Origin of the sequence: Nostoc punctiforme PCC 73102 (genome assembly GCF_000020025.1) — a bacterium.
In the GTDB taxonomy this organism is placed as follows: domain Bacteria; phylum Cyanobacteriota; class Cyanobacteriia; order Cyanobacteriales; family Nostocaceae; genus Nostoc; species Nostoc punctiforme.
The window spans coordinates 121524-145400 of record NC_010632.1; the positions used below are offsets into that span (position 1 = coordinate 121524).

General features: G+C 38.8%; 21 protein-coding genes and 2 pseudogenes. 13 read left to right on the top strand and 10 right to left on the bottom strand.

All coding sequences use genetic code 11. From position 1 onward, the window contains the following. Nucleotides 1-115: 115 nt before the first annotated feature. From NPUN_RS35850 to NPUN_RS35870, 5 genes are all read right to left on the bottom strand, one after another. Complete coding sequence (locus NPUN_RS35850) at nt 116-1138, bottom strand: IS4 family transposase (RefSeq protein ID WP_012408090.1); 1023 nt, start codon at nt 1136-1138, stop codon at nt 116-118. Then, nucleotides 1044-1796 (bottom strand): isopentenyl phosphate kinase, encoded by a 753-nt coding sequence (locus NPUN_RS38435; RefSeq protein ID WP_234711207.1) that lies wholly within the window; start codon nt 1794-1796, stop codon nt 1044-1046. Before NPUN_RS38435 ends, NPUN_RS35850 begins: the two co-directional genes overlap by 95 nt. 374 nt (nt 1797-2170) lie before the next feature. Beyond that, a complete protein-coding gene (locus NPUN_RS35860; RefSeq protein ID WP_012413268.1) occupies nt 2171-2818 on the bottom strand; it encodes a transmembrane-type terpene cyclase in 648 nt (215 codons plus the stop codon). A 798-nt stretch (nt 2819-3616) separates the two neighbouring features. Beyond that, nucleotides 3617-3784: a hypothetical protein gene (locus tag NPUN_RS42405; RefSeq protein ID WP_012413270.1), complete on the bottom strand. Its 168-nt coding sequence runs from the start codon at nt 3782-3784 to the stop codon at nt 3617-3619. A 136-nt stretch (nt 3785-3920) separates the two neighbouring features. Next, a complete protein-coding gene (locus NPUN_RS35870) occupies nt 3921-5090 on the bottom strand; it encodes a glycosyltransferase family 4 protein (protein WP_012413271.1) in 1170 nt (389 codons plus the stop codon). Nucleotides 5091-6090: 1000 nt separating this feature from the next. Between NPUN_RS35870 and NPUN_RS42630 the strand changes: the two genes are divergently transcribed. The 5 genes and pseudogenes from NPUN_RS42630 (at nt 6091) to NPUN_RS43950 (ending at nt 7151) form a co-directional block, all read left to right on the top strand. Then, entirely contained in the window at nt 6091-6291 is a 201-nt protein-coding gene (locus NPUN_RS42630) for a hypothetical protein (RefSeq protein WP_041566681.1), read from the top strand. A gap of 2 nt (nt 6292-6293) precedes the next feature. Continuing rightward, nucleotides 6294-6365, top strand: a pseudogene (locus NPUN_RS44965) (DUF1392 family protein); the annotation flags it as partial. A gap of 36 nt (nt 6366-6401) precedes the next feature. Continuing rightward, nucleotides 6402-6539: pseudogene (locus NPUN_RS44970) on the top strand (four helix bundle protein); the annotation flags it as partial. Nucleotides 6540-6726: 187 nt separating this feature from the next. Next, on the top strand, nt 6727-6933 hold the full coding sequence (locus NPUN_RS39840; protein WP_083782516.1) for a DUF1392 family protein: 207 nt from the start codon (nt 6727-6729) through the stop codon (nt 6931-6933). Next, nucleotides 6930-7151 (top strand): hypothetical protein, encoded by a 222-nt coding sequence (locus NPUN_RS43950; RefSeq protein ID WP_012413272.1) that lies wholly within the window; start codon nt 6930-6932, stop codon nt 7149-7151. The genes NPUN_RS39840 and NPUN_RS43950 overlap by 4 nt, the downstream gene beginning before the upstream one ends. Nucleotides 7152-7621: 470 nt before the next feature. Here the strand turns inward: NPUN_RS43950 and NPUN_RS35890 are convergent, their stop codons facing one another. Continuing rightward, nucleotides 7622-8041: a response regulator gene (locus NPUN_RS35890; RefSeq protein WP_012413273.1), complete on the bottom strand. Its 420-nt coding sequence runs from the start codon at nt 8039-8041 to the stop codon at nt 7622-7624. A 1876-nt stretch (nt 8042-9917) separates the two neighbouring features. Here NPUN_RS35890 and NPUN_RS38120 point away from each other — a divergent pair. Then, nucleotides 9918-14180 carry a calcium-binding protein gene (locus tag NPUN_RS38120; protein ID WP_012413274.1) on the top strand — a complete coding sequence of 1421 codons (4263 nt, stop codon included), beginning with the start codon at nt 9918-9920 and terminating at the stop codon, nt 14178-14180. 73 nt (nt 14181-14253) lie between these two features. On the opposite strand, the gene NPUN_RS42410 is transcribed toward NPUN_RS38120, so the two are convergent. Then, on the bottom strand, nt 14254-14415 hold the full coding sequence (locus NPUN_RS42410; RefSeq protein ID WP_012413275.1) for a hypothetical protein: 162 nt from the start codon (nt 14413-14415) through the stop codon (nt 14254-14256). A gap of 256 nt (nt 14416-14671) precedes the next feature. On the opposite strand from NPUN_RS42410, the gene NPUN_RS35905 reads away from it, so the two are divergent. The 5 genes from NPUN_RS35905 to NPUN_RS35930 all read left to right on the top strand — a co-directional run bounded on the left by NPUN_RS35905 (nt 14672) and on the right by NPUN_RS35930 (nt 19712). Next, the gene (locus NPUN_RS35905) at nt 14672-14983 is read left to right on the top strand and encodes a hypothetical protein (protein ID WP_012413276.1); all 312 of its coding nucleotides are present in this window, start codon (nt 14672-14674) and stop codon (nt 14981-14983) included. A 653-nt stretch (nt 14984-15636) separates the two neighbouring features. Beyond that, a complete protein-coding gene (locus NPUN_RS35915) occupies nt 15637-16836 on the top strand; it encodes an MFS transporter (RefSeq protein ID WP_083782521.1) in 1200 nt (399 codons plus the stop codon). A gap of 138 nt (nt 16837-16974) precedes the next feature. Then, on the top strand, nt 16975-17718 hold the full coding sequence (locus tag NPUN_RS35920) for a COG4705 family protein (RefSeq protein WP_041566721.1): 744 nt from the start codon (nt 16975-16977) through the stop codon (nt 17716-17718). A gap of 59 nt (nt 17719-17777) precedes the next feature. Next, complete coding sequence (locus tag NPUN_RS35925) at nt 17778-18464, top strand: response regulator transcription factor (RefSeq protein ID WP_012413279.1); 687 nt, start codon at nt 17778-17780, stop codon at nt 18462-18464. A 3-nt stretch (nt 18465-18467) separates the two neighbouring features. Beyond that, the gene (locus tag NPUN_RS35930) at nt 18468-19712 is read left to right on the top strand and encodes a sensor histidine kinase (RefSeq protein WP_012413280.1); all 1245 of its coding nucleotides are present in this window, start codon (nt 18468-18470) and stop codon (nt 19710-19712) included. Here NPUN_RS35930 and NPUN_RS35935 read toward each other — a convergent pair. Both NPUN_RS35935 and NPUN_RS35940 read right to left on the bottom strand, forming a co-directional pair. Beyond that, a complete protein-coding gene (locus NPUN_RS35935) occupies nt 19709-20152 on the bottom strand; it encodes a DUF2127 domain-containing protein (protein ID WP_012413281.1) in 444 nt (147 codons plus the stop codon). The two genes, NPUN_RS35930 and NPUN_RS35935, sit on opposite strands and share 4 nt — an antisense overlap. A gap of 304 nt (nt 20153-20456) precedes the next feature. Next, complete coding sequence (locus NPUN_RS35940; protein ID WP_419788455.1) at nt 20457-21722, bottom strand: IS701-like element ISNpu6 family transposase; 1266 nt, start codon at nt 21720-21722, stop codon at nt 20457-20459. A gap of 81 nt (nt 21723-21803) precedes the next feature. Here NPUN_RS35940 and NPUN_RS38125 point away from each other — a divergent pair. Further along, nucleotides 21804-22812, top strand: a protein-coding gene (locus NPUN_RS38125; protein WP_148220499.1) for an IS630 family transposase whose coding sequence is annotated in 2 segments (ribosomal slippage) — nt 21804-22225 and nt 22224-22812 — 1011 coding nt in all. Because the reading frame shifts where the segments join, the coding sequence is not laid out codon by codon here. Between the two features lie 174 nt (nt 22813-22986). On the opposite strand, the gene NPUN_RS35955 is transcribed toward NPUN_RS38125, so the two are convergent. After that, entirely contained in the window at nt 22987-23538 is a 552-nt protein-coding gene (locus NPUN_RS35955; protein WP_012413282.1) for a DUF2141 domain-containing protein, read from the bottom strand. 24 nt (nt 23539-23562) lie between these two features. Here NPUN_RS35955 and NPUN_RS41355 point away from each other — a divergent pair, with 24 nt between their 5' ends. Then, nucleotides 23563-23754, top strand: a complete 192-nt coding sequence (locus NPUN_RS41355; protein ID WP_148220500.1) for a hypothetical protein — start codon at nt 23563-23565, stop codon at nt 23752-23754. The last annotated feature ends 123 nt before the right edge of the window (nt 23755-23877 follow it).

Sequence of the window (23877 nt, forward strand, 5' to 3'; positions counted from 1 at the left end):
TAGTTAGCTTGAGTAATATTGGAAACTACTTGCCCATCTCGATCATCAGAAATGTTGAATGCTGATACAAAAGTTTACATATCTAGTTACACTAACTCTAAAAAGCCTAAAATAGTCAACATGACATCATCTCTTCAAACCAATGAACATAACTTATTTTCTGACACATACAAGATTGTAAATAGCGGAATTTATCTAATAGCGTATGTCCCCATTGTTGTGGTACAGATAATATCTGTAAAATTAGATAAGCTATTAAAGTAACGTAAATTTGTATGGTGATACCATTAACATTTTTAGTAATTAACTTGTCAAGTTTTAAGTGCATTTTCAAAAACTTCCACAACAATTCAACTCCCCAACGCAATCGATAAATATCCCTGATTTCATAATCACTAACGGCAGCCTCTCCTAATGTTGGTAAATTGGTTACTAATCGAAACTCAGTTTTCGTTTCTAAATCACAAAAATTAATCACTCTATAGGCTTGAGCATCATTAGATGCACCAACTTTAATTAATCCAGTTTGCTCCTCAAATTCTAACTTCCAATTGTTTTTTACCCGCAAAACAAAGTATTTGTTTTCTTGGACTAATTCTTGGATAAATTTTAATCCAGCAAAACCTCTATCCATTACACCAACAGCATTATTTGGTAGACTAGACATCATTTTACAACCAAATTTATAGTCATGGTCATGTCCAAAGTTTATGAAGTTATCTGATGGACTTCCAGTAGCTAAATTTAGAGAACTGAAAAGTTTTACTTGATGGTGTCCTAGTACCCATAACAATTTACTTGTGAGAGTAATAATTGTTGAATCTATTGGACAAATTGCATATTTATCATGTAACTTTTTTTGAACTTTCTTCTGTACTAATTCATTTAATTTTTGGTAAATTTCTTGAAAAGGTTTTTGACTTCGATGTAAGTTTGCTTTAGAGAAAGTAGAAATATCTACCGGAAATCCTGTGTTGTTTAATCTGTTAAATAAATCTCGCATACTTGTTAAGCTGTTATCCATAGCATAAGATAACCAGCACTCAAAGAACAGACGACTGTTCAATACTGGATAATCGTTTTTTGGCAGTCCTCTCAAGATATCTTTGACAATCTTGGGAAATGAATTTATAATCACTATTAAATAGATATACTTTAATCTTCCGCCCAAAATTTAACATATTTTGGGCTGTTTTTATCGGATTTTTCTTAACATTCAACACTTTTGCTCGATCATATACACCTGCATAATTCCCAACATTTATTAGTCTAACTTTAAACTTACCTTGAAGATAGAAGTATTTCGCTAGTTCTGCAAGCATTGCATCTGTCGAAAAGACAGTACCACCAATAGCTTGATCTAGAACGACATCACCGAAAACTAAAGGAATTAAACCTGCTTGTAGACTGCTTTCTATCCCACTAAAGTCACTCTTCAATAGTTTTTTGTTGTGAGTAATTATCATACTAATAGGTGGCAAACTTACCACTGGTAAACCTACTTGTAAAAAACTTTTAGCTAGTAGGAAATTTAAATCTAAAGCATCTTGGTGGACTAAGCAGAACCCTAGTTTTTCTTCATCACCTGAAAAACCGTTAATTGTATTATATTTATTCGCTGATTGGTGGGCGAAAGAACCAGCACCGTTACCAATAATCAGTTTCAGATTAGGATTTTCACGTTTGATTAGGCTCACTTGCTCAACCAGTTGTGTTATAACTTCTCTTCGAGCAGTATAAGGTTTATCCTTGTCAGTAATTAAGGAGCCTCCTAGCTTCACTAATACTAATTCCATAATCAAATATTAAATGAGGGAAGACAAAAACTTATAAAAAACTAATCCTAGACAAAAAAAATCAAAATTGCTAATAATTTCAACACAATTTAACAAAATGCATGAAAGTAAACAGTAAATTTTGGTTACAAAATAATGCAGAATTTATCGACCAGAATACATATGTCAGTCGTCAGAAAACAGGTATGAATTCTGTACGACACAACGACTGCAGTCAGTGCATCACTGAAGAATGAATAAGGGGGTTTAAGACCCCCACAAAACTAGAATTTTTGGTGGTCTAGTTGAAATGTAGGCGATCGCTATTACTCCTACGCTTGTTAGCAGCAGTTTTGGAGTATTACTATATACCATGTTCCTAAAGTTATTTTCCACTACTGCCGGGTTAGTGCGTGATTAAGCTTTTTTTTCTCGAAGCTTTTTATCTTCATAGCAATCATCCCCGCATATATTAGATCAAAAACAAAAATCGCAGTATATAAAAATATAAATAAAAGTGATCTACCTTGTGTTGGATGATTAATATAAAAACCAATGGAAGCCAGCAAAGTTCCTATCATTTTGAAGATAGCAATAAAGATTGATTGACCTCGGACAGTATTACGTTTGGTCAACATATCAATAAAGAGAATAGACATGAGAAGATTTTGCCCAAAAGCTGTATACGCACCGCTCCAATCTTGAAATTCATCTGTGATTAACAGGACACAGCAAAAGCTAGTAAATAAAGTTAATATAAACACTGGATAAAATAATTTATTTGGTATGTCCTTCAACTCAGATTGCCCAAACTTGAAAAATCCATACAAGATAATTAAATCAAGCATCAACCACACAATATTGATTTGAAGTTGTGGTGGCTGATGAGGATGAATAAAAGAAAATATAAATTCCCAGGAAAGATTGGCACACAACGCAACCAATGGCATTCCATACGTTTGATCTTTAAAGCCACGTTGAATCAACAAAATATAAGTCAGTATCCAAAATGCTCCGCTGCCAAGCATTAAATAAGTTCCCATAAATCATTACCTCCTTTATGCTTTTTAAAAATCCAAATTCTTACGGGCTGTAATACAATTATTCCTCTTATACAAAGTAAATAATGCACTGCATGTCTAATACAAAGTTACTGAGCATGAGTGTTAACTCTAGTTAACCGCCTGTGCAATGAAAAACTGCCCTAGGGCAAGGAGTCCAGAGCAGTGCTTGTAAAAAAAATTAAATATGGGAGTTTTAAACTGTTGCCCCCCTCTTTACATCTAATTTGTTCGCTATGTAATACTCTTCAGTTCAAGTTTTGTACTTTATGCAAAAAGAGCGAAAAACTGTGAAATCTTCACTATACAAGGGTTAGGCGCAATAAACCAAGCTCAATACAACACCCTTGGCTGAATACGTACAACCAATGGTTATCAAAATTTGGTCAAACATAAATGCACCATTACCCCAAAAAACAATCGCAGGCTGTGGAGGGGCGATTGTAACAAGGGCACAGGAGAGGCGATTGCTTACGATAGATGCACTTTCACAAAAATACTCTACCGATTTATTCACATCAATAGAGTATATAAATTTACTATAATCATCTTTTACCAACATTCAGTTTATGACTTAGTAATTATTTATACCCCTGTATAAATACTGCAAATCTTGCCTATAGTTTACGTGGGGTTTCCCTTGCGTCGGCACGGCAACTCACAACCGAACACTAAAAAAAACCTATGTTTCGACTCGGTGAGTTGGTCGAGTTTCGATTTTACGGTGATGGGTCATCGATTCAGATTGTCCAGCGAATTTTTAAGCTATGCAGGCAATAACTAAGGCTCTATTCCTTCATCAATCCAAGCATCAATTGCTGTTTTTACCTCTAATTCAGTCACGGCAGACCATTCTCTTTCGTTGATAGTTGTTTTAAATACCGCTCTTTTACCGTAACCAACTTTTTCCATTGAGTGTCCGCGATACACATTTTTAGGCTTAATCATTTTTCTTAATCATATTTAGAGAATATTATAAACTTTCGCTCAATAAGAAGAGTAGTTTGATTTTCTATGATGGCTGCTGATTGAGGAGATTATCATAACTGTAGTGTTAGGCTTGTAGTGAGGACATGACATCAGCCTAGAGGAGATTAGTAATTAACGGTGCGAGTTTAGAAGCCATAACCTCTATACTATATTTTTCTACACATCTTTGTCTGGCTTTAATACCTCGCTGGTTTGCTGATTCTAAATTCTCAAATATTAATCGAATTTGTTTAACAATTTGTTCAGGACAAGAAGGCTCAACTAAATAACCAGTATCACCTAAAATTTCGGGAATATCTCCAACACGTGTTGATAATACAGGTTTAGCCATTGCCATTCCATCAGTCAACTTCAAAGGAAATTGAGCGCGAGTTTCTGGAGTATCTCGCTGGGGAACGACAACAATATGAGCAGCAGCAACTAGATCCGGCATGGCATCAACTGGATACTTTGGTAGTTTGATAATCCAGCGTCCCCAACGTTGTTGAAGTTGTTGATCGTAATCATCATAAGGACTGCCACCAATAATCACTAATTTTAAGTCTGGCTGATTAATTTTTTCTAACGCTATAAGAACATCTTCTAAACCTTTATAAGGTCTAGGTGCACCAGGAAACATTAAAATTCGGTATTCAGATAAATTATAGCGACTTCTACTAGAATCAGGATTACATTGAGCCGGATCAAATAAAGAGGTATCCTTGCCATTAGGAACCAACATACCACCAAAACGCTGCTGCAAAAATTTAGTATGCACCGTCACAGCATCCGCATGATTTACTAAACCTTCCATCCATTTAACGTACAAAGGATGATATGGGCTCCTGAGTGCGCCGTCTGATTTCAATAAATCCCTAGCTAATTGTTTCAGTGTCGGACAATAACGCCAGTTGTCACCACCATGCCAGCTAAGTTCCCAATCATCTATGTCTAAAATCACTGGTTTTCTGCTGTATAAACTTTTTAACAGTGCAACTCCGAAACTCGCTATCTGTGGTTTAATTGCATAAATTATATCTCCATCAATATGTTTTAAAACTTTGTTGACTGCTGGAAAAAATTTCGGATAATTTCCACCTTCTATAGCAAAAAGTTTCGTATCAGATGGAATGGCAGCAGAGAGATTTTTGTTAAATAAAAATCCTAATATTTCTGTTTCATAACCCAATTTTTCTAACGCTGATTTCAATAACGATGCTCGAATGAAACCATCATTAGTAGACAAATTCCATACAAGCAGCGATATCTTTAGTTTAGTTTTCATTTCGATAACATTTGATAATTATGATTTAAGAAAAAACTGCCAAATCAAAAACCTACATTACTTATTGTAAATATTTCAGGAATTAGCTGAATAATTTATAGCTAAAAGTACTTTTTTAATCTTTCAATAAATCAATCTTTTTACTGTATTTACGATGAAATTTCAGTAATTCTATATAAGCTAATGGTACTACTATGGGCCAAAAAAATAGTTATTAATACTAAAATTATTCCAGATAAAAAGTACTGCTTTCGGCTCATGTCTTTATCATCTATCAAGAAAAATAACCATTGATTCAACAAATACCAAGCAAATACTAAATAAACGGTTATTCCGATATATATTAGAAGTAAATTCAATACTAAACCTCTATTAATAGTAAAGTTTGAGTCAGCATTAGAAATAGAAAAAATATTTTTTTGAATATCTAATTAAAAAACTAATTGATTTTTATAAAAGCCTAACCTTTATTTTATAAATTTTACTCTTTGGCCATAAACCTCTGAATTCGTGTGAATGTTAGAAATTTTTATAAAATAGATAATCTAAATATTGTGAAACTAAAATTTTCACAATAATATCTCTTAAAATTTAAAATTTACAGAATATAAGCTGCGATTGCAATGAATAATCCTTTGATTAACTTGTCAATTTTTTATTAGTGCTGGATAGTTTGCCTTTTTTGCTTAACTTCGACAAACTCCAAGTCCAGTAAGCTGTCTAACTCGGATTTCTCACCACACCTCTCAAAGCCTGTGCTTGTGCAGGGGAGAGTTCAAATACTAAGTTCCTTCCCCTCTGCCCCTCTGCTCTATCAAACGCCTGAAGCTTGTGAGAAATGCGGGTCTAGATATCTCCTAGTCACAATCACGACTTTGCTACGAATAACCAGAAATCCCAATCCACACAGATATCGCCAAGTACCACTGCCATCGGCAACAATCCAACATCATCTGCGGCGGATTTCTTTGCCTCGGCACAACTAACTCAGGCAATAAACTTGCTCTCTCATGAAAACCGAAGCTATCAACCCGGCATTCGTGAGGTGGCTTTTGGGATTCCCGTTGGAGTAGCCAAGGGGATCAAGGGTAATTATGATGCCCGTCGTGCTTATGGTTTGAGTTGTTCTCCCCGGCAAGCTGCGATCGCTTGGAAACGGATTGATTATTTGTGGAGTCTAAACTCCTGTCAGGAGGCATAAGCATGATTAACCAAGTCCCGAATCTAGAAACTTGTTGGTATCTTTCACCTCCTTGGGGTCAAACCAATTCGCAATTCGCAATTCGCAATTTTAGGAAAGGAACTAAATGTATGAGTCAACAATTTAGCATTACTGAGAGAACGCAAGCTTTGGCAATAAGAATAGTTAAAGCTTGTAGTTTCTTATATGAAAAACCTGGAGTTTGTCGAACATTATCGAAGCAATTACTACGAAGTGGAACAGCTATCCAATTCGCAACTCGCTTTTTCGCCCTTCGCAGTTAAGTCAGCAATGATTTTAAGCTTATATCAATTTAAAGATAGTGAGTATTTAATTAAATTGGAATTGATAAACCAACTGAACATTAAATTGCTTGCAATAAGTATTTTGTATTTTACAATTGCGAATTGTGAATTGTGAATTGCGAATTGCGAATTGCGAATTGCGAATTGCGAATTGCGAATTGTTTATGGTGATAGGCCACCGATTCGTATTGTCCAGGGCATTCAACTGATTAACGATTGCTGGTTTTACAGTATCGAATGGATATCACCTGCTATATCGGAAAAAGGTGACGAGGTTTTTACATCCAGAGATTCCATTGCACGGGTAACTGATTACGATTTGGAGCGTGTGCGATGACAATCTATACCTTATATTATCGTGGCGAAATCCGAGGTGAGGGGATCTCCATCTCACTTTATCCTCCACACAATTGGAAGGGTTTGCACCTGCCTCTCTTTGCCCCAACTCCAGAACTGCTCAAGTGGTGGAAAGCCTCTGCCCAGGATGCTGAAGCTGAACTTGAGTACGAGCGCCAGTTTCTGCTGATTCTTCACCTCCCGGCGGCAATTGATTGATCTTTGGGTAAGAAAGCAGCGCAACTCAGACGCAGATATTACGCTGTGCTGCGCGTGAAAAAACCGAAGACTTTTGCCATCGCCACATCGTCGGGCAGGGGGTGGTACTGCGTGATCTGCCAGAGTTATGGGGTGGTGAAGTTGCAGCAGCTAATCAAATGTCCACAAATTGTAGACAAAATAAGGGTAACGAGTTAGTTGATTTACGAACTATAAAGCCAAAATGAATACTACTGTGAACATCTACTCATGATTGACTTTCAAATGGAATCGATAGCAGATATCAAGTAGCTTATCTGTAAAAGCCTCAATTGAAAGACCTTGTACGCGCCTTTGTACGGTATCGCACAGAATTCTTAGTCCGAATGTGTGTAATATAGAAACAGTCACCTATAAAGTCCGAGAGATTTTAAGCCGTAACTCTTAAATATTTCCTCACAAATGCTAGCTACTTCATTGATACATTAGGGTTATAAACAAGGCGATTGCCGTAAGGTTGCTTGAACATATTTTATTAATACATCCGGCTCAACAGGCTTTCGGATAAATCCATCCACCTTCACATCAATTTCTTTCCGAAAAAATTCCCTTTCATCAGCTGTGATCAATACAATAGGTAGAGATTCTAAAAGAGGATTATTTTTAATGTGGTGAACTACTTCGTACCCATTCATAACAGGTATCATTACATCCAGTAGAAGTAGAGCAGGTCTTTTAGATTCTAAAAAAGCAAGTGCTGCTGCTCCCGAATCGACAGTTTCAACTTGATAACCCTCTATTTCTAAGACTGTTTGAAGGAAAAAGCAGTTATCAAAAATATCATCACAAACTAGAATCAGCTTACTAGCATTACAGCACTTCCGGCTCTTATGAAGCACAATTTTACCCATATCCCTTTTCTATCCTAACTTTTGAGACTGTGTGCGTACCTCATAACAGACGCAAGTGCTGTATCTTGCTTGACTTCCTTTTTCATTTCCATGTTTAAATAAAGACTAAACCATTGTTTAATCACTTGTAGCTAAATACATAATTCTTTTCGTCTTACCTTGGTATTAGTTACTACATAAGAATCTGCATAAGTATTTATCAGGAAAGTCGGGGGCAGTTCTTAATAGGGGCTCAGTTGGGAATACTGCACTTTTGCTATGCTCAGTGCAAACTTTCTGCTCTCTGCCGCGATCGCTAGCGAACTTGCGGTTTAAAACCCCCACAAAACTGGAATTTTTGGTGGCTCTGGTTAATACCAATTCACAATACAACTCTTGGAGAGGCTATGCTTAGGGCGTAGCTATGCCGCAGGCTTTACGGCTGCGCCCTTCTCCTGTCGCAGACGCTATGCGTAGCTTGCTTCCACAAAGTGGTACGACTACGCTCACGCTGAACTCAGTACAAGGAGATCAATTCGCAATAGGCTACGCCTATAGGTAGATAAATTAAAAATTTTCTCTCTTGTTTAGTATTTATTATTACGTCCCTTCGTTTACATATAATTCGTTTGGTATGTAATATTCTTCAGCTAAAGTTTTGTACTTTATGCAAAAAGAACTATAAACGAATGGCACTAAGTTAAACGTAAACCCTACCCCCAACAAGATAGCCCTGACAAGTTTTCTTAGTGACATTCAACTATAAACCTTGAAAACTGTATCCTATAAGGATTAGAGACAATAAACCAAGCCCAACACAATCCTATCAGTTGTATGCGTGTAAACCAATGGTTATCAAAATCTGGTCAAGCGTTGCACCATTACCCCAAGGAAGCAATCGTAGGCTGTGGAGAGCGGTTGTGGCAAGGGCAAAGGTGAAGGCGATCGCATGAAGGAACTGGGCAAAAGCTCAATCACCACAGGCACTTTGTAACTTTGTAACTTGTCGCAGACATCACTTCCTAAACACTTGGCTCAAGTGGCTCGCCCGCTCATTGCTAACATGGCCAGGATGATCTGGTTCAATTGCCGCATTGTTGTAGCGTTTATCTGCGGTAGCAAGCATTGTAAGAGTGATAAGATGTCTGGCATGGGTGGCTTGCAGTTTTTGAGTTGTCGTTGTGAGAGACAATAACTCTACTACGAAGCGCCCTACCTCTTCATGCTCTTATTTTGGCTAAGGTATTGTTAGAAGAACCACAAAGGACGCACAGGAAGAGAAAAAAAGAGAAATTGAAAAATTGATTCATACCTAAAATTTTTATTGACAGACTAATACCATGACTAGGAGCGAGCGTAATGAGTATCCAGCATCATCTGTTTTCCTATGAATTTGTACTCTTAACAGTAAAATTTACGGATTTTTTCTCGCCTAGATTTAACATTGAGATAAGTATCCCTTTACCCCTTAACTTTTTTCCCACTTCTGCAAGAAGTCTAATATACTTTTTAATCTTTACATAGTTTTTTCATAAACATATCTTAACATTTTGCCAATATCATTAGCTATCTAGTTATTTATCAAGTTGACAATAAGCCCAAAAAATATTTAGCAGTAAACCAAATACCAAATATAGGATTTACGCACTAGATAAATGGAATATTTGATGAATTAACTAATATTAGTTGTTTCAGATTTTTGGGAACTACTTTTAAATGAGTGGTAATTGGACGTGTTACTCATTGAATGTTTTCCTTGCTTATGCTGCGACAAATCGAAGGTTAGTTAATATCTAAAATTCCTACTGTATATCTAGTGAGTTCTGTCCATGCGTAATTCTTAAGTGACTAGATAATAACTAGATTTAGATATTTACTTCCAAATTCAGAGGAATTTATGGCATCTACAACCATTTTTACTCCTGGCAATCTATTGGTTAGCCGTAGTGTATATACTGGCACGGCTTCAACAGTAACTTTTCCTGGGACATTGCCAAACGGAGTAGCGTCAGTTGCTGATGGCACATATCCGAATGTATTTTCAAACGAAAGCGTAGATGGTAGTTTTGGTGTAACTTCGCCGATTTTTCTCGATCAAGTTACGCCCTCTGGGACATTAGTCAACTTTGAAAATGTGACGCAGACAGTAAGCAACCAGCTTGGGAAAAACTTGTCTACCAGCTTCCCATCTAAGTCAGAGTTAGCACTGAACTTAACTCCAGATGGTACGGGTGTTACATTCGTGTCATATCTAGCTGCATCAAACACACTAGACGTATCAAACTCGAACACACCCGGACACGTAGACAATACTAACCCCGTATCAAGCGTCGGCACAATTCAACGTGCAATTACTCAAATTGATAGCAATGGTAACGTTGTCGATCTAACTCCAATCAATGCCTATAGCGGAAATAACGGTCGCGCTGGTCTTTTGGGTAGTAATGGTCTTTACTATACAGTAGGAAATGCTGGCAATGGAGGTAGTATTTCTATTGCTGGAGCGACCACTACTGAAGGCAGCACAACGATCGGGACTACCGATATCACTGGTTTGGTTGTAGGACAAGCGATCGCCGGAAGCAATATTCCCGCAACTGATGCCAATGGTGTTCCTGTGACTGTGGTTTCTACTGACCCAACCACTAATACTTTCGTCATTAGTGCGCCGGCTACAGTTACCGGTGTCGATGCCAAAGCAAAGATTATCCAAACAGGTACTACACTATCTGATTTAAGCGCCAACACTGGTGTACAAGCAATCCAACCTGGAGATACAACAGGTAATACAACTGTAGTTGGGATAGAAAAAGGCTCTGTAGGATCTACCACTGGTAATCAGTATGGTTTCTCAATCACTGATTTACCAGGTATTACCACTGGGGATAAAACAGGTAAAGACGACAACTTCCGTGGTCTGACACTGAACCCCTATGATAACTCCCTTTACGTCTCCAAAGGCAGTGGTAGTAATGGAGTCAACACTGTCTACAAAGTGACTCCAACTAGCGGTACTCTTCCTACCCTTGACAATGCGAGTACTGCTAGCATCACTATTTTGCCTGGTTTCCCAACGGATTTAGCAAATGGTTCGACCAACTTCTATCCCTTTGGGCTGTGGTTTGCCAATCCGACAACCTTGTATGTTGCTGATGAAGGCGCTGGAATCAAAAATGAGAAATCAGCTGCCGATCTGCTTCTAGCTGCAAACGATGCTAATGCTGGTTTGTCAAAGTGGAGTTTGGCTAATGGCACATGGCATCTAGACTACACTTTACAAAATGGCTTGAATCTTGGTCAAGATTACAGTTCTAGCGTTGCTGATGGGCCTAACGGAGAAATTTATTCTGCTCCAACTGCTACTGCTGGTCTTCGTAACATTACAGGTCAAGTTAATGGTGACGGAACTGTGACAATTTATGGTGTAACTTCAACAGTTAGCACCCAAACCGATCAGGGTGCAGACCCAAATAAAGTTGTGGCAATTACTGATCTGGTGTCAGCGACGAATTTACCCATAACCGAAAGCTTTAACACAGTAGAGTCAGCCAAATACGGTGAAGTCCTTCGCGGTGTTTCCTTCACACCCTCGTCAACACCTGTTTCTCCACCAGTTGTTTCTACCCAACCTCCGGCAAGTCCTACCTTTAATCATGTTCTAATTATTTCCATTGATGGATTACACAACTCTGACCTCTCAGTTGCTAATCTGCAATCTTCTTTAAGCAATATCAAGCGTTTGCAAGGCGAAGGTGTTACCTACACCAATGCTTTCACCTCTGCACCCTCTGACTCCTTCCCTGGCGAACTAAACTATATCACTGGTGCGAATCCTGGCACGACTGGTGTATTTTATGACAAATCCTACAGTCGCACCTTGTATGCTCCAGGTACTACTGCTGCTGAAATCGCCGCCGGTACTGCTAAACCGGGTACTGGTGTGGAATTTGCCGAAAACGTTGATGCATCTTGGGCTGCTGGTGGTACTTTAGATGGTGGTCAAGGGTTTGATACCAGTCAACTGCCTGTTGATAGCAATGGCAACCCTGTTTATCCCAACCAATACCTCAAGGTCAATACAATTTTTGATGTGGCTAACGCGGCTGGACTGAGTACTGCTTGGTCTGACAAGCATCCCGCAGCTTATACAATTCTTGCTGGACCGTCTTCAGATCCCACGCAGTTTAATTTTGCTACGGGAAAGGTTGGTAGTATCGACGATTACTCTTCCCTAGAAATTAATGCCGCAGTAGCGATCGATCCAACTAAGCCCGGTACTCTCCCAACTAGCACGGGTGCTTTAGTCGATCAGTCAACAGGGACTCCTTACTCCAATACCAACCCTGATATTACATCCAATTTCTTTAACGACGCGACAAAGGGTAATCCGGCTCTGTTTAAGGCTCCACCCACTGGTTTTAGCGCGAATCAGTTCACCAGTGTGGCAACAACCTCCGCCTACGACGATCTCAAGGTTAAGCAAATACTCAACGAGATCGATGGCTTTAACGCTGCGGGGACGACAAAAGTTGACACTCCAGCAATTTTTGGCTTGAATTTACAAGCTGTGAGTGTAGCCGAGAAAGAGCCAGCTACTCAATTTAACGGTGGCGGGATTGACGCTAATGGAAATGCTCGTCCCGATCTGGTAACGGCAATCGATCATACCGATCAGAGCATTGGTCTGATTTTGGATGAATTACAAAAGCAAGGATTGGACAGTTCAACTCTGGTGGTTTTAACCGCCAAGCACGGACAAAACCCAGTCCAAGATCCTACCGTTGGTTTGAATAGTACATTTGATAGTGTGACTGGTGCTGTCGGTGGTGATGGCAACCTGACTGCTTTTGGCGCACTTCTCGCACAGAATGGTATTCAGCTTGATGCTGAGAGAGGTGGCGATACTTCATCCTTGCTCTTCTTGAAGAATCCATCCGATGTTCAAAAAGCTGTAGCACTACTGAATGATAAGAATTACTCATTTGATAGTGCGATCGATCCAAATACCGGGGTGGCCTTTTCTACAGAGGATGCTGCTGCTCAGGGAACGGTACTGTATGGTCAAGGGATTATCAATGCCGGATTGGGAGATCCAGCAACCAGCGATCGCACTCCTGATATTGTTGTCGAACTCAATAATGGCTACTTTTTTGGTAATGCTACCAAGAAACGTGCAGAGCATGGTGGATTTACTGATGCTGACACTCATGTAGCCTTGATTGCTGGTAGTAGTGGATTAGCCAGCAGTCTCCAAGGGACGACCAACACTCAAACCGTTTCTACTACCCAAATTGCCCCGACTACACTACAGTCTCTAGGCTTAGATCCTAACCAACTTCAAGGTGTGCAGATTGACGGAACTCAGTTATTACCTGGCTTAACCCAGCCAGCACCAGACATCACATTTGGTTCAACTAATAGCGATGATGTCACCGTCAACTCCAACCAAATTCTCTTTGCTGGTAACGGCGCAGATACAGTAGAATCTGCCAATCCTAACACCACAGTTATGGCGGGTAACGGTGATGATACGGTGTTTGTAGGCAGTGACTCTTCAGTGTTTGGCAATGATGGCAACGATCAAGTCTTTGTTGGTGCAGACGGTCAAGCTGGTAATACCAATGTTGATGGTGGAAATGGTAATGATACCATCACCGTAGTAGAAGCCAAAGCAGATAATAATCTGTTTGGTGGTGCTGGTAATGACAACCTCCAAGTAGTTGAGGGTTCTGGACAATTCCTGTTTGGGGGTTCCAACGATGATACTCTCCGTAGTGGTGGCAGTAATAACCGTCTCTATGGTGGTTCTGGAAATGATACACTTTACGCCAATCACAATGATTTTCTGTCTGGTGGCGATGGTGACGATCACCTATTTACTGGTAATGGAGGTGGAAATCGCCTGACTGGTGGCGCTGGTGCTGACCAATTCTGGATTGCCAATGCCGGACTACCAACCAGCAAGAATATTGTTACCGACTTCATTCCAGGAGTTGATCTGTTGGGAATTGGCGGTATTGCTAGTGCTACTAAATTCAGCGATCTAACGCTGTCACAAGTTGGCAGTGATACCTTACTGAAGGTAGGATCTACTGAATTAGTTTCACTGCTAGGTGTAACATCTAGTACGCTGACTGCTAACAACTTTACTTTCGCTTAGTATTGTGGTTTAGCCCCTGACTGTCTGATTAGTACACAACACAAATTTGAAAGCTTAAACCCTACTAAAATTGTTAGTGGATAAGCTTAAACATACCAATTAGACAGTCAGGGGTTGTCAGTGGTTCGGGAGCTAAGGCTTGGGCAAGGTTTGCGATGTGCTGGTCGAGTTCGGCTTGAACTTTGGTTTGTTCGTCAGCGATTTTGTGAGCCTCAAATTCAGCATCTACAGTCATGTATCGATTCTCTTCGATAAAGCTGGATAGATTTGTACGAAGGCCTTCTAGAAAAAAAGTAAGTTCTGGAAAATCCACTTCATTCTCGTAACCAATACACGAACATAATTTCTCTATTTTTAGCCTTTATTTTCCTTAACCGAGCAATATTAAGAGTAATTTAAATGCTCTTGCCCTGGCTAAAATCTTTTCTAGTTCTTGACTTTTCATGTCTATTGTAGAGTCAAATAGTTAAGATTTCAAGAGGCTTTACGTCATGAAAATTTCGACAAAAATTGTTCTGTCAACAGTTTTTATAGGTATTTTGGGGTTTGGTAGTTTTACACGAGCAACTTATGGCAATCAATTACCATCTCAACTTTTAGCTACACAGCAATATAAAAGCGGTATCAAACTCGCTGAAGCTGATAGCCCTAATGATCGTGACAGCAGTCATGAAGATGGGGATACAGAAGCTAGTGATGTTAGAAGAGTGCCTATTACAAAGATCCATAGAATCACCCATACTAAACATCAAAACATACATCATCAAAAATCTCATCATGCAAGGAGGCATCACACTAAGTAACAGCGCTTTATTTTCACTGCCATAGGTAAGGGGAAAAGGTATTAGTTTTTAATCCCTGCCCCCTTTCCCCAGCCTCTTCGTTAGACCAGAATAAGTAGCTAGACGTAAATAAATTAAAGTTTGTAGTCAGGACTTTAGTCGTAATAATCCTTGCTTTGAGCGATAAATCGCTCACTACTAACTAGGATTTTACTTTATGTTTAATTATGCCTACCTACTTAATTAATGCCCAACCTTTCAAATACAAATTAATTCCCCAATCAATTCTGCCGCCCGCTCTCCATATTTTTTCTGAACATCATTGTTATATGGCAAGTTACCTTCACTCAAAAAATCGCTCCTAAATAGAGAAAAATTTAATCCTCTCTTTGAGTTCACCTATTCTACCAGTTCAATACCAAACAAGGATTTAAATTCGTCTTCTCTTTGTTTTATATCTGAATATTTAGTTAGGTTGTTTTGTTGAAAGATTGGGCTGACTGCCTCGTTAAACATACAAGAATAATATTGCTCCACACCACCATACATAAACCCATACAGGTTGTCAAATCTTGGCGATTAACCGCCCTTTCTAGTGGCATCGCTTTTTTAGTTCTCTGACAAAATGCTAAGTTTTCTTAATGGAAGCTCATCTGGTTAAGGTAATAGCAACAGTGACAAGAAAAACTTTTCAAACCATTCCTCGTAATGTCTGGGTTTTGGGATTTGTCAGCTTGTTAACTGATATTAGTTCCGAGATGATTCATTCAGTGTTGCCGTTATTTCTAGTTTCGGCATTAGGAGCAGATTTACTAACAGTTGGCTGGATTGAGGGAATTGCAGAATCAACTGCTTCTGTGTTCAAAGTTTTTTCAGGGGCCTTAAGCGATTATTTAGGACAGCGTAAGAGATTGGCTGTCGCTGGTTATGGGCTATCTACCTTAGTTAAACCCCTGTTTGCATTGGCAACTAGTCCTGGGTGGGTATTGATGGCTCGTTTTGGCGATCGCGTTGGCAAGGGAATCCGTGTAGCTCCCCGCGATGCAATAGTAGCAGATGTTACCGATAGCGCTAATCGTGGAGCCGCCTACGGTTTGCGCCAGTCTCTGGACACCATCGGCGCATTTACTGGGCCACTAATTGCATTTATGTTGATGTCTTTTTCAGGACAGAACTTTCGTCTAGTTTTCTGGTTAGCGGTGCTTCCCGGTATCTTAGCAGTAGCTCTTTTAGCAATTGGCGTGCGGGAACCCAGCAATATCAACAGTCAAAGACAGAATAATCCTCTACAGTGGTCTGCTTTGCAAAGTTTAGGTAAAAGCTACTGGGTGCTAGTTGCAGTTGCGCTACTATTTAATCTTGGTAACTCTAGTGATGCTTTTTTATTGCTGCAAGCACAGCAAGCTGGAATATCTGCCTCGCTAGTACCACTTACCCTGGTTGTAATGAATGTAGCTTACTCTCTCAGCGCCTATCCAGTAGGATTGCTATCTGACCGCATTGGTAGATTGGGACTATTAGTAGGTGGATTTTGTGTGTATGCTTTAGCATATCTAGGTTTTGCCTTTGTTGATGCTCCTTGGCAGGTGTGGGGACTGTTTGGGCTGTATGGACTGCATCAGGGAATGAGTCAGGGCATATTGTTAGCACTAGTAGCAGATAGAGTTCCGTCCCATCTACGGGGTACTGCTTTTGGGTTAATTAATTTGGCTATTGGTGTAGCGCTTTTACCAGCTAGCCTGTTGGGAGGTATTTTGTGGCAAACAATCAGTCCAAAAGCAACTTTCATTGCTGGAAGTGTTTTCGCTGCGAGTGCAATTGTATTACTGCTGGTATTTGAAGGCGGAAGACGGAAATCAGTAGGTAGAGAGTAAAAATCTTCATTGTCAGCCATATCTTTCCAAGTTCTTGACTTTTTCTCTCTACGATGAGCCTTCAAGTTCAGATGTTGTTTGTACCAGACTGCGCTCATCTAAACTATGATTACTTACTATTTTTCTTGTGAAAAAGAAATGAACAAAGTTGCAAAAGTCACAATTTTCTTCTGGATCATGAAGATCATCGCCACGACGCTCGGCGAGACAGCAGGTGACTTCATCTCAATGTCTCTTGGGCTGGGGTATTACGTAGCTTTTGCTATAACGTTCGCCATTCTGGCCATTCTCCTGTTTTTTCAAATTCAATCCGACAGATATCGTCCAGCCCTTTACTGGACGGCCATCATCGCGACAACCACAGCCGGAACCGAAGTTTCAGACCTGATGGATCGATCTTTCGGGCTGGGCTACGCAGTGGGATCGCTTATCCTGGTAGCTGGTCTGTTGAGCGTTCTTGCTATCTGGTACTACCGGGATCGGGATCTGAGCGTTTATCCGATCGTGAGGAAAGACGCAGAGACCACCTATTGGCTAGCTGTCGTGTTTTCCAACAGTTTGGGAACCGCCTTTGGTGACTTTCTGACAAGCAACTTGGGACTGAGCTATATCCAGGGCGCATTCGTGACGGCCAGCGTCATTGGTGTTGTCATCGCCCTTCACTACGTAACAAAGTTGAGCGATGTTCTCCTATTCTGGCTCGCGTTCATCTTCACGCGACCCTTCGGAGCCACCTTCGGAGATTTTCTGACCAAACCAGTCAAAAGTGGCGGTCTATCACTGCCAAGGGAATATGCTTCCGCGATCGCCTTTATTCTGCTGGCAGTTGTCCTATTCTTTTCTGTGCGAAACGAGAAAAAAGTGCGTCACCCAATTGAGTGATGCGTTTAATCAGGCAGATGACTATTTTTTGTTAAATACAAAATAAATAGTATAGAGAGATGAGAATTTTAATAATTGAAGATGACGAACGCATCGCTAAACCCTTAGCCGAAGATTTAAAACACCAGCATCATGTTGTTGATATTGCTTGTGATGGGATTGAAGGTTGGGAATATGCCCAAGCAGGGAATTATGATTTAATTTTATTAGATTTAATGTTGCCACGCTTAGATGGAATTACTCTGTGCAAACGGTTACGTGCTTCTAATTATAACGCTTTTATTCTGATGCTGACAGCACGAGATACAACACCAAATAAAATAATTGGACTTGATGCTGGTGCAGATGATTATTTAGTTAAACCATTTGATCTAGAAGAATTAGCAGCACGAATTAGAGCTTTATCTCGGAGAAGCCAAGAAACTCGCCAATTAATTTTAATGCACGGTGATTTACAATTAGACCCTAGGAATTGTCATGTAACCTATGGCAACAAGCCTTTATCATTAACACATAAAGAATACATGATATTAGAATGTTTTTTGAAAAATCCTACTCAAGTTTTAACTCGCTCTGCAATTTTAGATAAATTGTGGGAGTTTGATAAATTATCTGGGGAAGAAACCGTTAAAACTCATATAACAAATTTAAGAAAGAAACTCAGAGCGGTAGGAAGTTCAGAAGATTTTATTGAAACCGTCTACGGTATTGGTTATCGTCTTTGTCCTAAAGAAGGGCAAATCTAACTGATGTTTGAAAAAATTCGCCGTCGTTTACTGTTGTCTTATTTAATTGTATTATCATTAATTTTAGGTGGATTTGCAATTGCCGTTCGGATTGTCTTTATTCATAGCCTCTATAAACAACAAACACAAAAACTTGCTGCATTAGCACAAGTTGCTGCTGCTAATGCTGAGTTTGATAACGGTAGAATTAAAATTGAAAATGACTTACCTCAAGATAAATTATTTGAAAATCATCAAGAGTTAAATTGGTTTGATACTAAAGGTAATCTCATAGAAAAACAGGGACAATATCTTTTAAAATTACCTGTTCATGTAAAAGAAGGAGAACAAATTAATCCAGTTGGTAAAAATCGTGTCCAGTCTGTCACTTTACCAATTATTAGTAGTGACGATAAACAATTCATTGGATATGTAAGAGCTAGTCAATCTCTAGAAGAATTAGATGAAACTTTAAATAAATTAGATTTTGGATTAGGTGGTGGAATTATTGTAGCTTTGATTATTAGTGGTGTTGGTGGAGTTTGGCTAACTCGTCAAGCAATGCAACCAATTGAAGAAAGCTTTGAACGGTTAAAACAGTTTACTGCTGATGCTTCCCATGAACTCCGCAGTCCTTTAATGGCAATTAAGAGTAATGTAGGGGTAGCACTAAAGTATCCAGAAGGAATGCGAGAAACTGACGTAGAAAAATTTCAGGCTATTTCTAGTGCTACTAACCAAATGACTCGGCTTACAGAAGACTTACTATTTTTAGCTCGTCATGATAATATTCCTAAGCAGAGTAAAGAAACTGTTAATCTTAGTTCAATTTTAAATAATTTAGTGCAACTACATCAGCCGCAAGCGCTCGCTAAACAAATTCATCTGAAAAGTCAATTGACTGAAAAGATTGATCTGTTATGTGATCCAAATCAGATAACACGGTTATTTACTAATTTAATTCAAAATGCTATATATTACACACCGTCAGAAGGAATAGTAGAAATCATAGCTAATCGTTCTGTTTCCGATATAGTAGTTAATGTCCAAGATACAGGTGTAGGAATTGCACCAAAAGATTTAGAAAATATTTTTGAGCGTTTTTGGCGAGCAGATAAATCACGTTCTTATAATTCTGGTGGTTCTGGTTTGGGATTGGCTATTGCCCAAGCTATTGCTCAGAATCACGGTGGACTAATTACTGTCACAAGTCAATTGGGAATTGGTAGTTGTTTTACAGTGCGTTTCCCAGCAGGCTCACTTAATTAATGTTTATAAAAATGCCTTATCAAATACCATAATCCAGCTAGATTAACTAGAAAGACTAAAAGTTTTAAAATTGTTACTCCTTTAATTAACTCATATATTTCGGGAGGCATACTAATACTAACTAATCCAATAACTAATATCTTTGTCCAGGTTGTTTCATACCATAAACCTACAGATTCAATTGCAGTTACTAAGGCATAAAGTCCTATAGCTATACCACTAAACTTTAACGTCGAATGTTTGACATTGATAACTTCTTCTAATGACCATTCAATAATCTCCAGTTTTCCTTCTAAAACATACGATTGAGAGAGCGTTACGAGAGCTGCGTGATTTCTCAAAGCTAAAAGTAAAACGAGGGATGTTGTAGCCAGTAGTAAAGCAACAAAGCCCTTATAGATTACGATTGCTACTAAACCAGTAGGACGCTTCTTTTTCATTTAAATATTATTTGTGTTCCCCCTCCTGGCGCTGCATCTGCCGATACTCCAATACCTGTTGGGTGAACACGACAGACATCTTTAGTATTGAGGCGATAGTACCTAATGCGCTTGATTTTATAAAGTAAGTAGAACAGGTGGGAAAAACCAAACTATGTTAATAAAAGTAAAGTGGGCTAAAACCCTCTTTCTCCCTGCCTTCTGCTTCCTGCCTCTTGCCTAAACCTGATGATAAATATTCACACCGACTTACTTATCCCTCTTCTGTCACTTTCCGGAATAAGCAAGTAGTAAAGAAGCTAAATCATCCAGAAGCATAACAGGGTTTAAATTGATTCATGGCTGCAATTAAATGATTGAATCCCAGTAATAACTGTGAATTAGGGAAAATATCGAGCCAAGGATAAATCAACCAAAATAGTAAGAGTGGTTGGACGATTAGACGCAGATTATTTAAAACATTCTTCCATCCAGATTCATGATTCCATTGTTGATGATTAGAAAAGTCAATATGACTAGTTCTTTGCCCCTCAGCCTCAATTTGGCGAGATTGATTTAAGGCTAACAAGGCTGGAGAATTCAAACTAATCATCGTGTAAACGCAAAAAATAATCTCCCACCACCTCTCAATATGTTGAAAATTTGTGAAACGATAATCTGTCCAGCCTAGTTCTTGTTTACACTGTCGAAAACCATATTCAACCCAGGTTCTTAATCCATATAAGTCGCCTAAAGTCTTTTTCAAATTCCCTTGAAGATTCGTCATCACGAAGGAGGTAGAATTTTCTGGCATGGTTTCTGGGTCAGTAGTTATTTCCCAGTAAGTTATGGTTCTTTTTTTACCATAAATTATTTCTCTAATGTATCTAGTCTCTGATTTTTGATTACTAAATGTTCTCTCAAATTTACACCAATTGTTTGCTCTAACACTTTGCCCTGCTGGCAACCAGACTCCATGATTACTTCTAATTGCTACCACATAGGCTAAGTTATATTCATCCAGTTTTCTAATAAATTGGCTACTTTCACCATATAAACTATCTGCCAGTACCAGTTCAATCTGAAAGCCCTCTTCCATTAACTCTGTAATCATTTCTGACGCTAACTCTATTTTAGTTTTATATTTATCTCCCTCTTTCAGCGTCCCTTTTGGTTTAAACACTTTTACCATTAATGGAAAGGTTATATTAGAGTAAACTCCATAAGCATTGACTGAAACTATTCCATTATCAATTTTTCCCACACTTCCTAAGTATTGTCTCGCCACATAGTCAGTCTTTTTACCTTTTTTTCTATCTCCAGTTTCATCTATTACTACTGTAATCGCCTGACCATTCAATACTTGCTTAAGTTTATTTAATCTTCGTTGTTTTAATTCATCTACTGACCAATCTGAATTTGCCAGGAAATGATGTAATGATTGGGCTGAGTTTATACTTACTACCTTCGCTATCTCTGGTAATGATTTCCTTTTTATTGTTGATATGATTCCTAAGTGTAAATATTTGAAACACTCATAATTTCTTACTTCCTTAAATAGGTCTTTATAATCTGCACAATATTCATCTATAGCAATCCTAAATGAGTTGTGAAAAATTACACATAACGATAAGCTGGATCTAATTAATATAGAAAATATACAACTCCCTATATGAAAGAATTGATAGATTTTATCCAAGGGAACCCAGATAAAAGAGAACTGAAACGAGCACTGGCTGTACAAATGGTGATGGAAAGTTACACTCATTCTCAAATTACAGAAATTTTGCACGTATCTTTAGGTTTTGTCAATAAGTGGAAATATATTTTTGTGGAACAGGGGGTTGCAGGGTTAAAACTTAAATATCAAGGTTCGAGGGGTTATCTTGATAGCAAACAAAAACAAACAGTGATTGAATGGCTTAAACAAAAAGATTACTGGCATTTAAATGAACTAAAAAAGTACATAGAATCAAGTTTTAATATAGCATTTGAGTCAAACCAAAGCTATTATGACCTATTTAAAGAAGCATCTATAAGTTGGAAAAAAACACAAAAAAAGAACCCACGCAAAGACGAGGAGTTAGTAGCAAAAAAAACTAGAAATTACAGCATGGCTTAATGCACATAAAAGTGAGATTGTGTCTGGAGAAATGGTTGTATTTTTTGAGGATGAGTGTCATTTGTTGTGGGGAGACATTTGTGGTTATATTTGGGGTAATACTCAAGAAAGAATTGAAGTTCCAGTTCTTAACGAAAGACAAAGACAGACATACTTTGGCGCACTGAATTATTACACACAAGAATTTTTAATTAAGCCGTTCAAAAAAGGTGATTCTAAATCGGCAATTGCATTCGTAGAATACTTACTTACTCAATATCCGAAAAGCCGTATAGCTTTGATTTGGGATGGTGCTAGTTATCACCGTTCAGTTGAATTTCAAGATTATTTAAAATCTGTAAATCAGGGGCTAAACGAGAACGAATGGAAAGTTACTTGTATTCGCTTCGCTCCTAATGACCCGACACAAAACCCAGTGGAAGATATTTGGTTGTCTGCTAAAAAGTTTATTAGAGAATTTTATCATCTATGTAAATCTTTTACTATTGTCAAGCGTTTATTTGAACTCGCTGTTCACCATGAAATATTTAATTTCCCAAAAATATTTATGTATGATTGATTTTCACAAATGATTTAGGATTGCTATATGATGGCAACTGTTGGGTGGGCATCTCTTGCCAAATGTTTCAGTATTTGTAACTCTACATCCATTGCCCCACTTACCTTTCAAGGTTTTCTTTTTTTATTCTTTTATTCAGAATACCCGGAAAGTGACAGAAGAGGGTTATAGGGTCTAGAAAGACTGCAACTTAATTTGAATGTCTGTTTCTAAGCCAACGACAAAGACTGCCGAATCTCCAAACTTGGGTGGGCCTGCCACAATTTGAGGATTTTGAGAAAAGCCAAATTCTTCAGTCGGAATGCCAAACACGCTTCGTTTGAGCTTGCCGTCTCCATTGACATCGTGAAAAGCGGCCACCGCATAGCTTCCTGGCTGCAAATTTTCAAATGCGACAACTAAAGAAATGCTGGTGACTTTGACACAGCGAGCTTGCACAGCATCAGTTTCTCTATCTGGAAACCCTCGTCCATTGGCAAACAAACTTAGACATACTTGTCCTCGCTGGCTCTTCAATCCCTGAACCGTAATTACTAAGTTACTTTTAGGTAGTGCTTCAGCCTTTGAGGAAGACATGAGTTCTCTACTGAGGTTAATGGACATTACCCCTGCTGGTAGTAAGCTGCGGGTTGGTGCTGCAAAGCTAGGCAGGCTACCTGAAACCATCACAGCAATTGGTAATAATGTGCCAACTGCTGCTTGAATTCTGTTACACAATGCTTGCATGAATTTATTTACCTTCAGATGAAAATGGACAAACTTGCCCTGTTTAATTTCTCAGTTCGCCAACTGTCACGGTCAAGCTACTGTTTGAATTATTTTCAAACGAGTGCATTAGTTGCTAATGTAGTCAAGAATGCCGTGCGACAATATTCCCAAGACGCACGAAAAAACATGACTGGGGTCATACCCACGGCAGGAGCAGATACGGTACAGTTATGAGGGCAAACAACTAGGGTGTTGTTTCAGTGCCCGGAGATATCATTGCTCTGTTATGCTGCCTCGCCTCAAAATAGAGTTTTATCGTTTTCCTTATGGTATGAGCAATGCATCTTCAGCAGATAC

Excerpts from the sequence above, each read along its gene's own strand:
- NPUN_RS35860 (WP_012413268.1), bottom strand. The coding sequence starts at position 2,818 with ATGGGAACTTATTTAATGCTTGGCAGCGGAGCATTTTGGATACTGACT.
- NPUN_RS35870 (WP_012413271.1), bottom strand. The coding sequence starts at position 5,090 with ATGAAAACTAAACTAAAGATATCGCTGCTTGTATGGAATTTGTCTACT.
- NPUN_RS38120 (WP_012413274.1), top strand. The coding sequence starts at position 9,918 with ATGGCATCTACAACCATTTTTACTCCTGGCAATCTATTGGTTAGCCGT.
- NPUN_RS35905 (WP_012413276.1), top strand. The coding sequence starts at position 14,672 with ATGAAAATTTCGACAAAAATTGTTCTGTCAACAGTTTTTATAGGTATT.
- NPUN_RS41355 (WP_148220500.1), top strand. The coding sequence starts at position 23,563 with ATGGACAAACTTGCCCTGTTTAATTTCTCAGTTCGCCAACTGTCACGG.
- NPUN_RS43950 (WP_012413272.1), top strand. The coding sequence starts at position 6,930 with ATGACAATCTATACCTTATATTATCGTGGCGAAATCCGAGGTGAGGGG.
- NPUN_RS35925 (WP_012413279.1), top strand. The coding sequence starts at position 17,778 with ATGAGAATTTTAATAATTGAAGATGACGAACGCATCGCTAAACCCTTA.
- NPUN_RS35930 (WP_012413280.1), top strand. The coding sequence starts at position 18,468 with ATGTTTGAAAAAATTCGCCGTCGTTTACTGTTGTCTTATTTAATTGTA.
- NPUN_RS42410 (WP_012413275.1), bottom strand. The coding sequence starts at position 14,415 with ATGACTGTAGATGCTGAATTTGAGGCTCACAAAATCGCTGACGAACAA.
- NPUN_RS35955 (WP_012413282.1), bottom strand. The coding sequence starts at position 23,538 with ATGCAAGCATTGTGTAACAGAATTCAAGCAGCAGTTGGCACATTATTA.
- NPUN_RS35890 (WP_012413273.1), bottom strand. The coding sequence starts at position 8,041 with ATGGGTAAAATTGTGCTTCATAAGAGCCGGAAGTGCTGTAATGCTAGT.
- NPUN_RS38435 (WP_234711207.1), bottom strand. The coding sequence starts at position 1,796 with ATGGAATTAGTATTAGTGAAGCTAGGAGGCTCCTTAATTACTGACAAG.
- NPUN_RS42405 (WP_012413270.1), bottom strand. The coding sequence starts at position 3,784 with ATGATTAAGCCTAAAAATGTGTATCGCGGACACTCAATGGAAAAAGTT.
- NPUN_RS35935 (WP_012413281.1), bottom strand. The coding sequence starts at position 20,152 with ATGAAAAAGAAGCGTCCTACTGGTTTAGTAGCAATCGTAATCTATAAG.
- NPUN_RS35920 (WP_041566721.1), top strand. The coding sequence starts at position 16,975 with ATGAACAAAGTTGCAAAAGTCACAATTTTCTTCTGGATCATGAAGATC.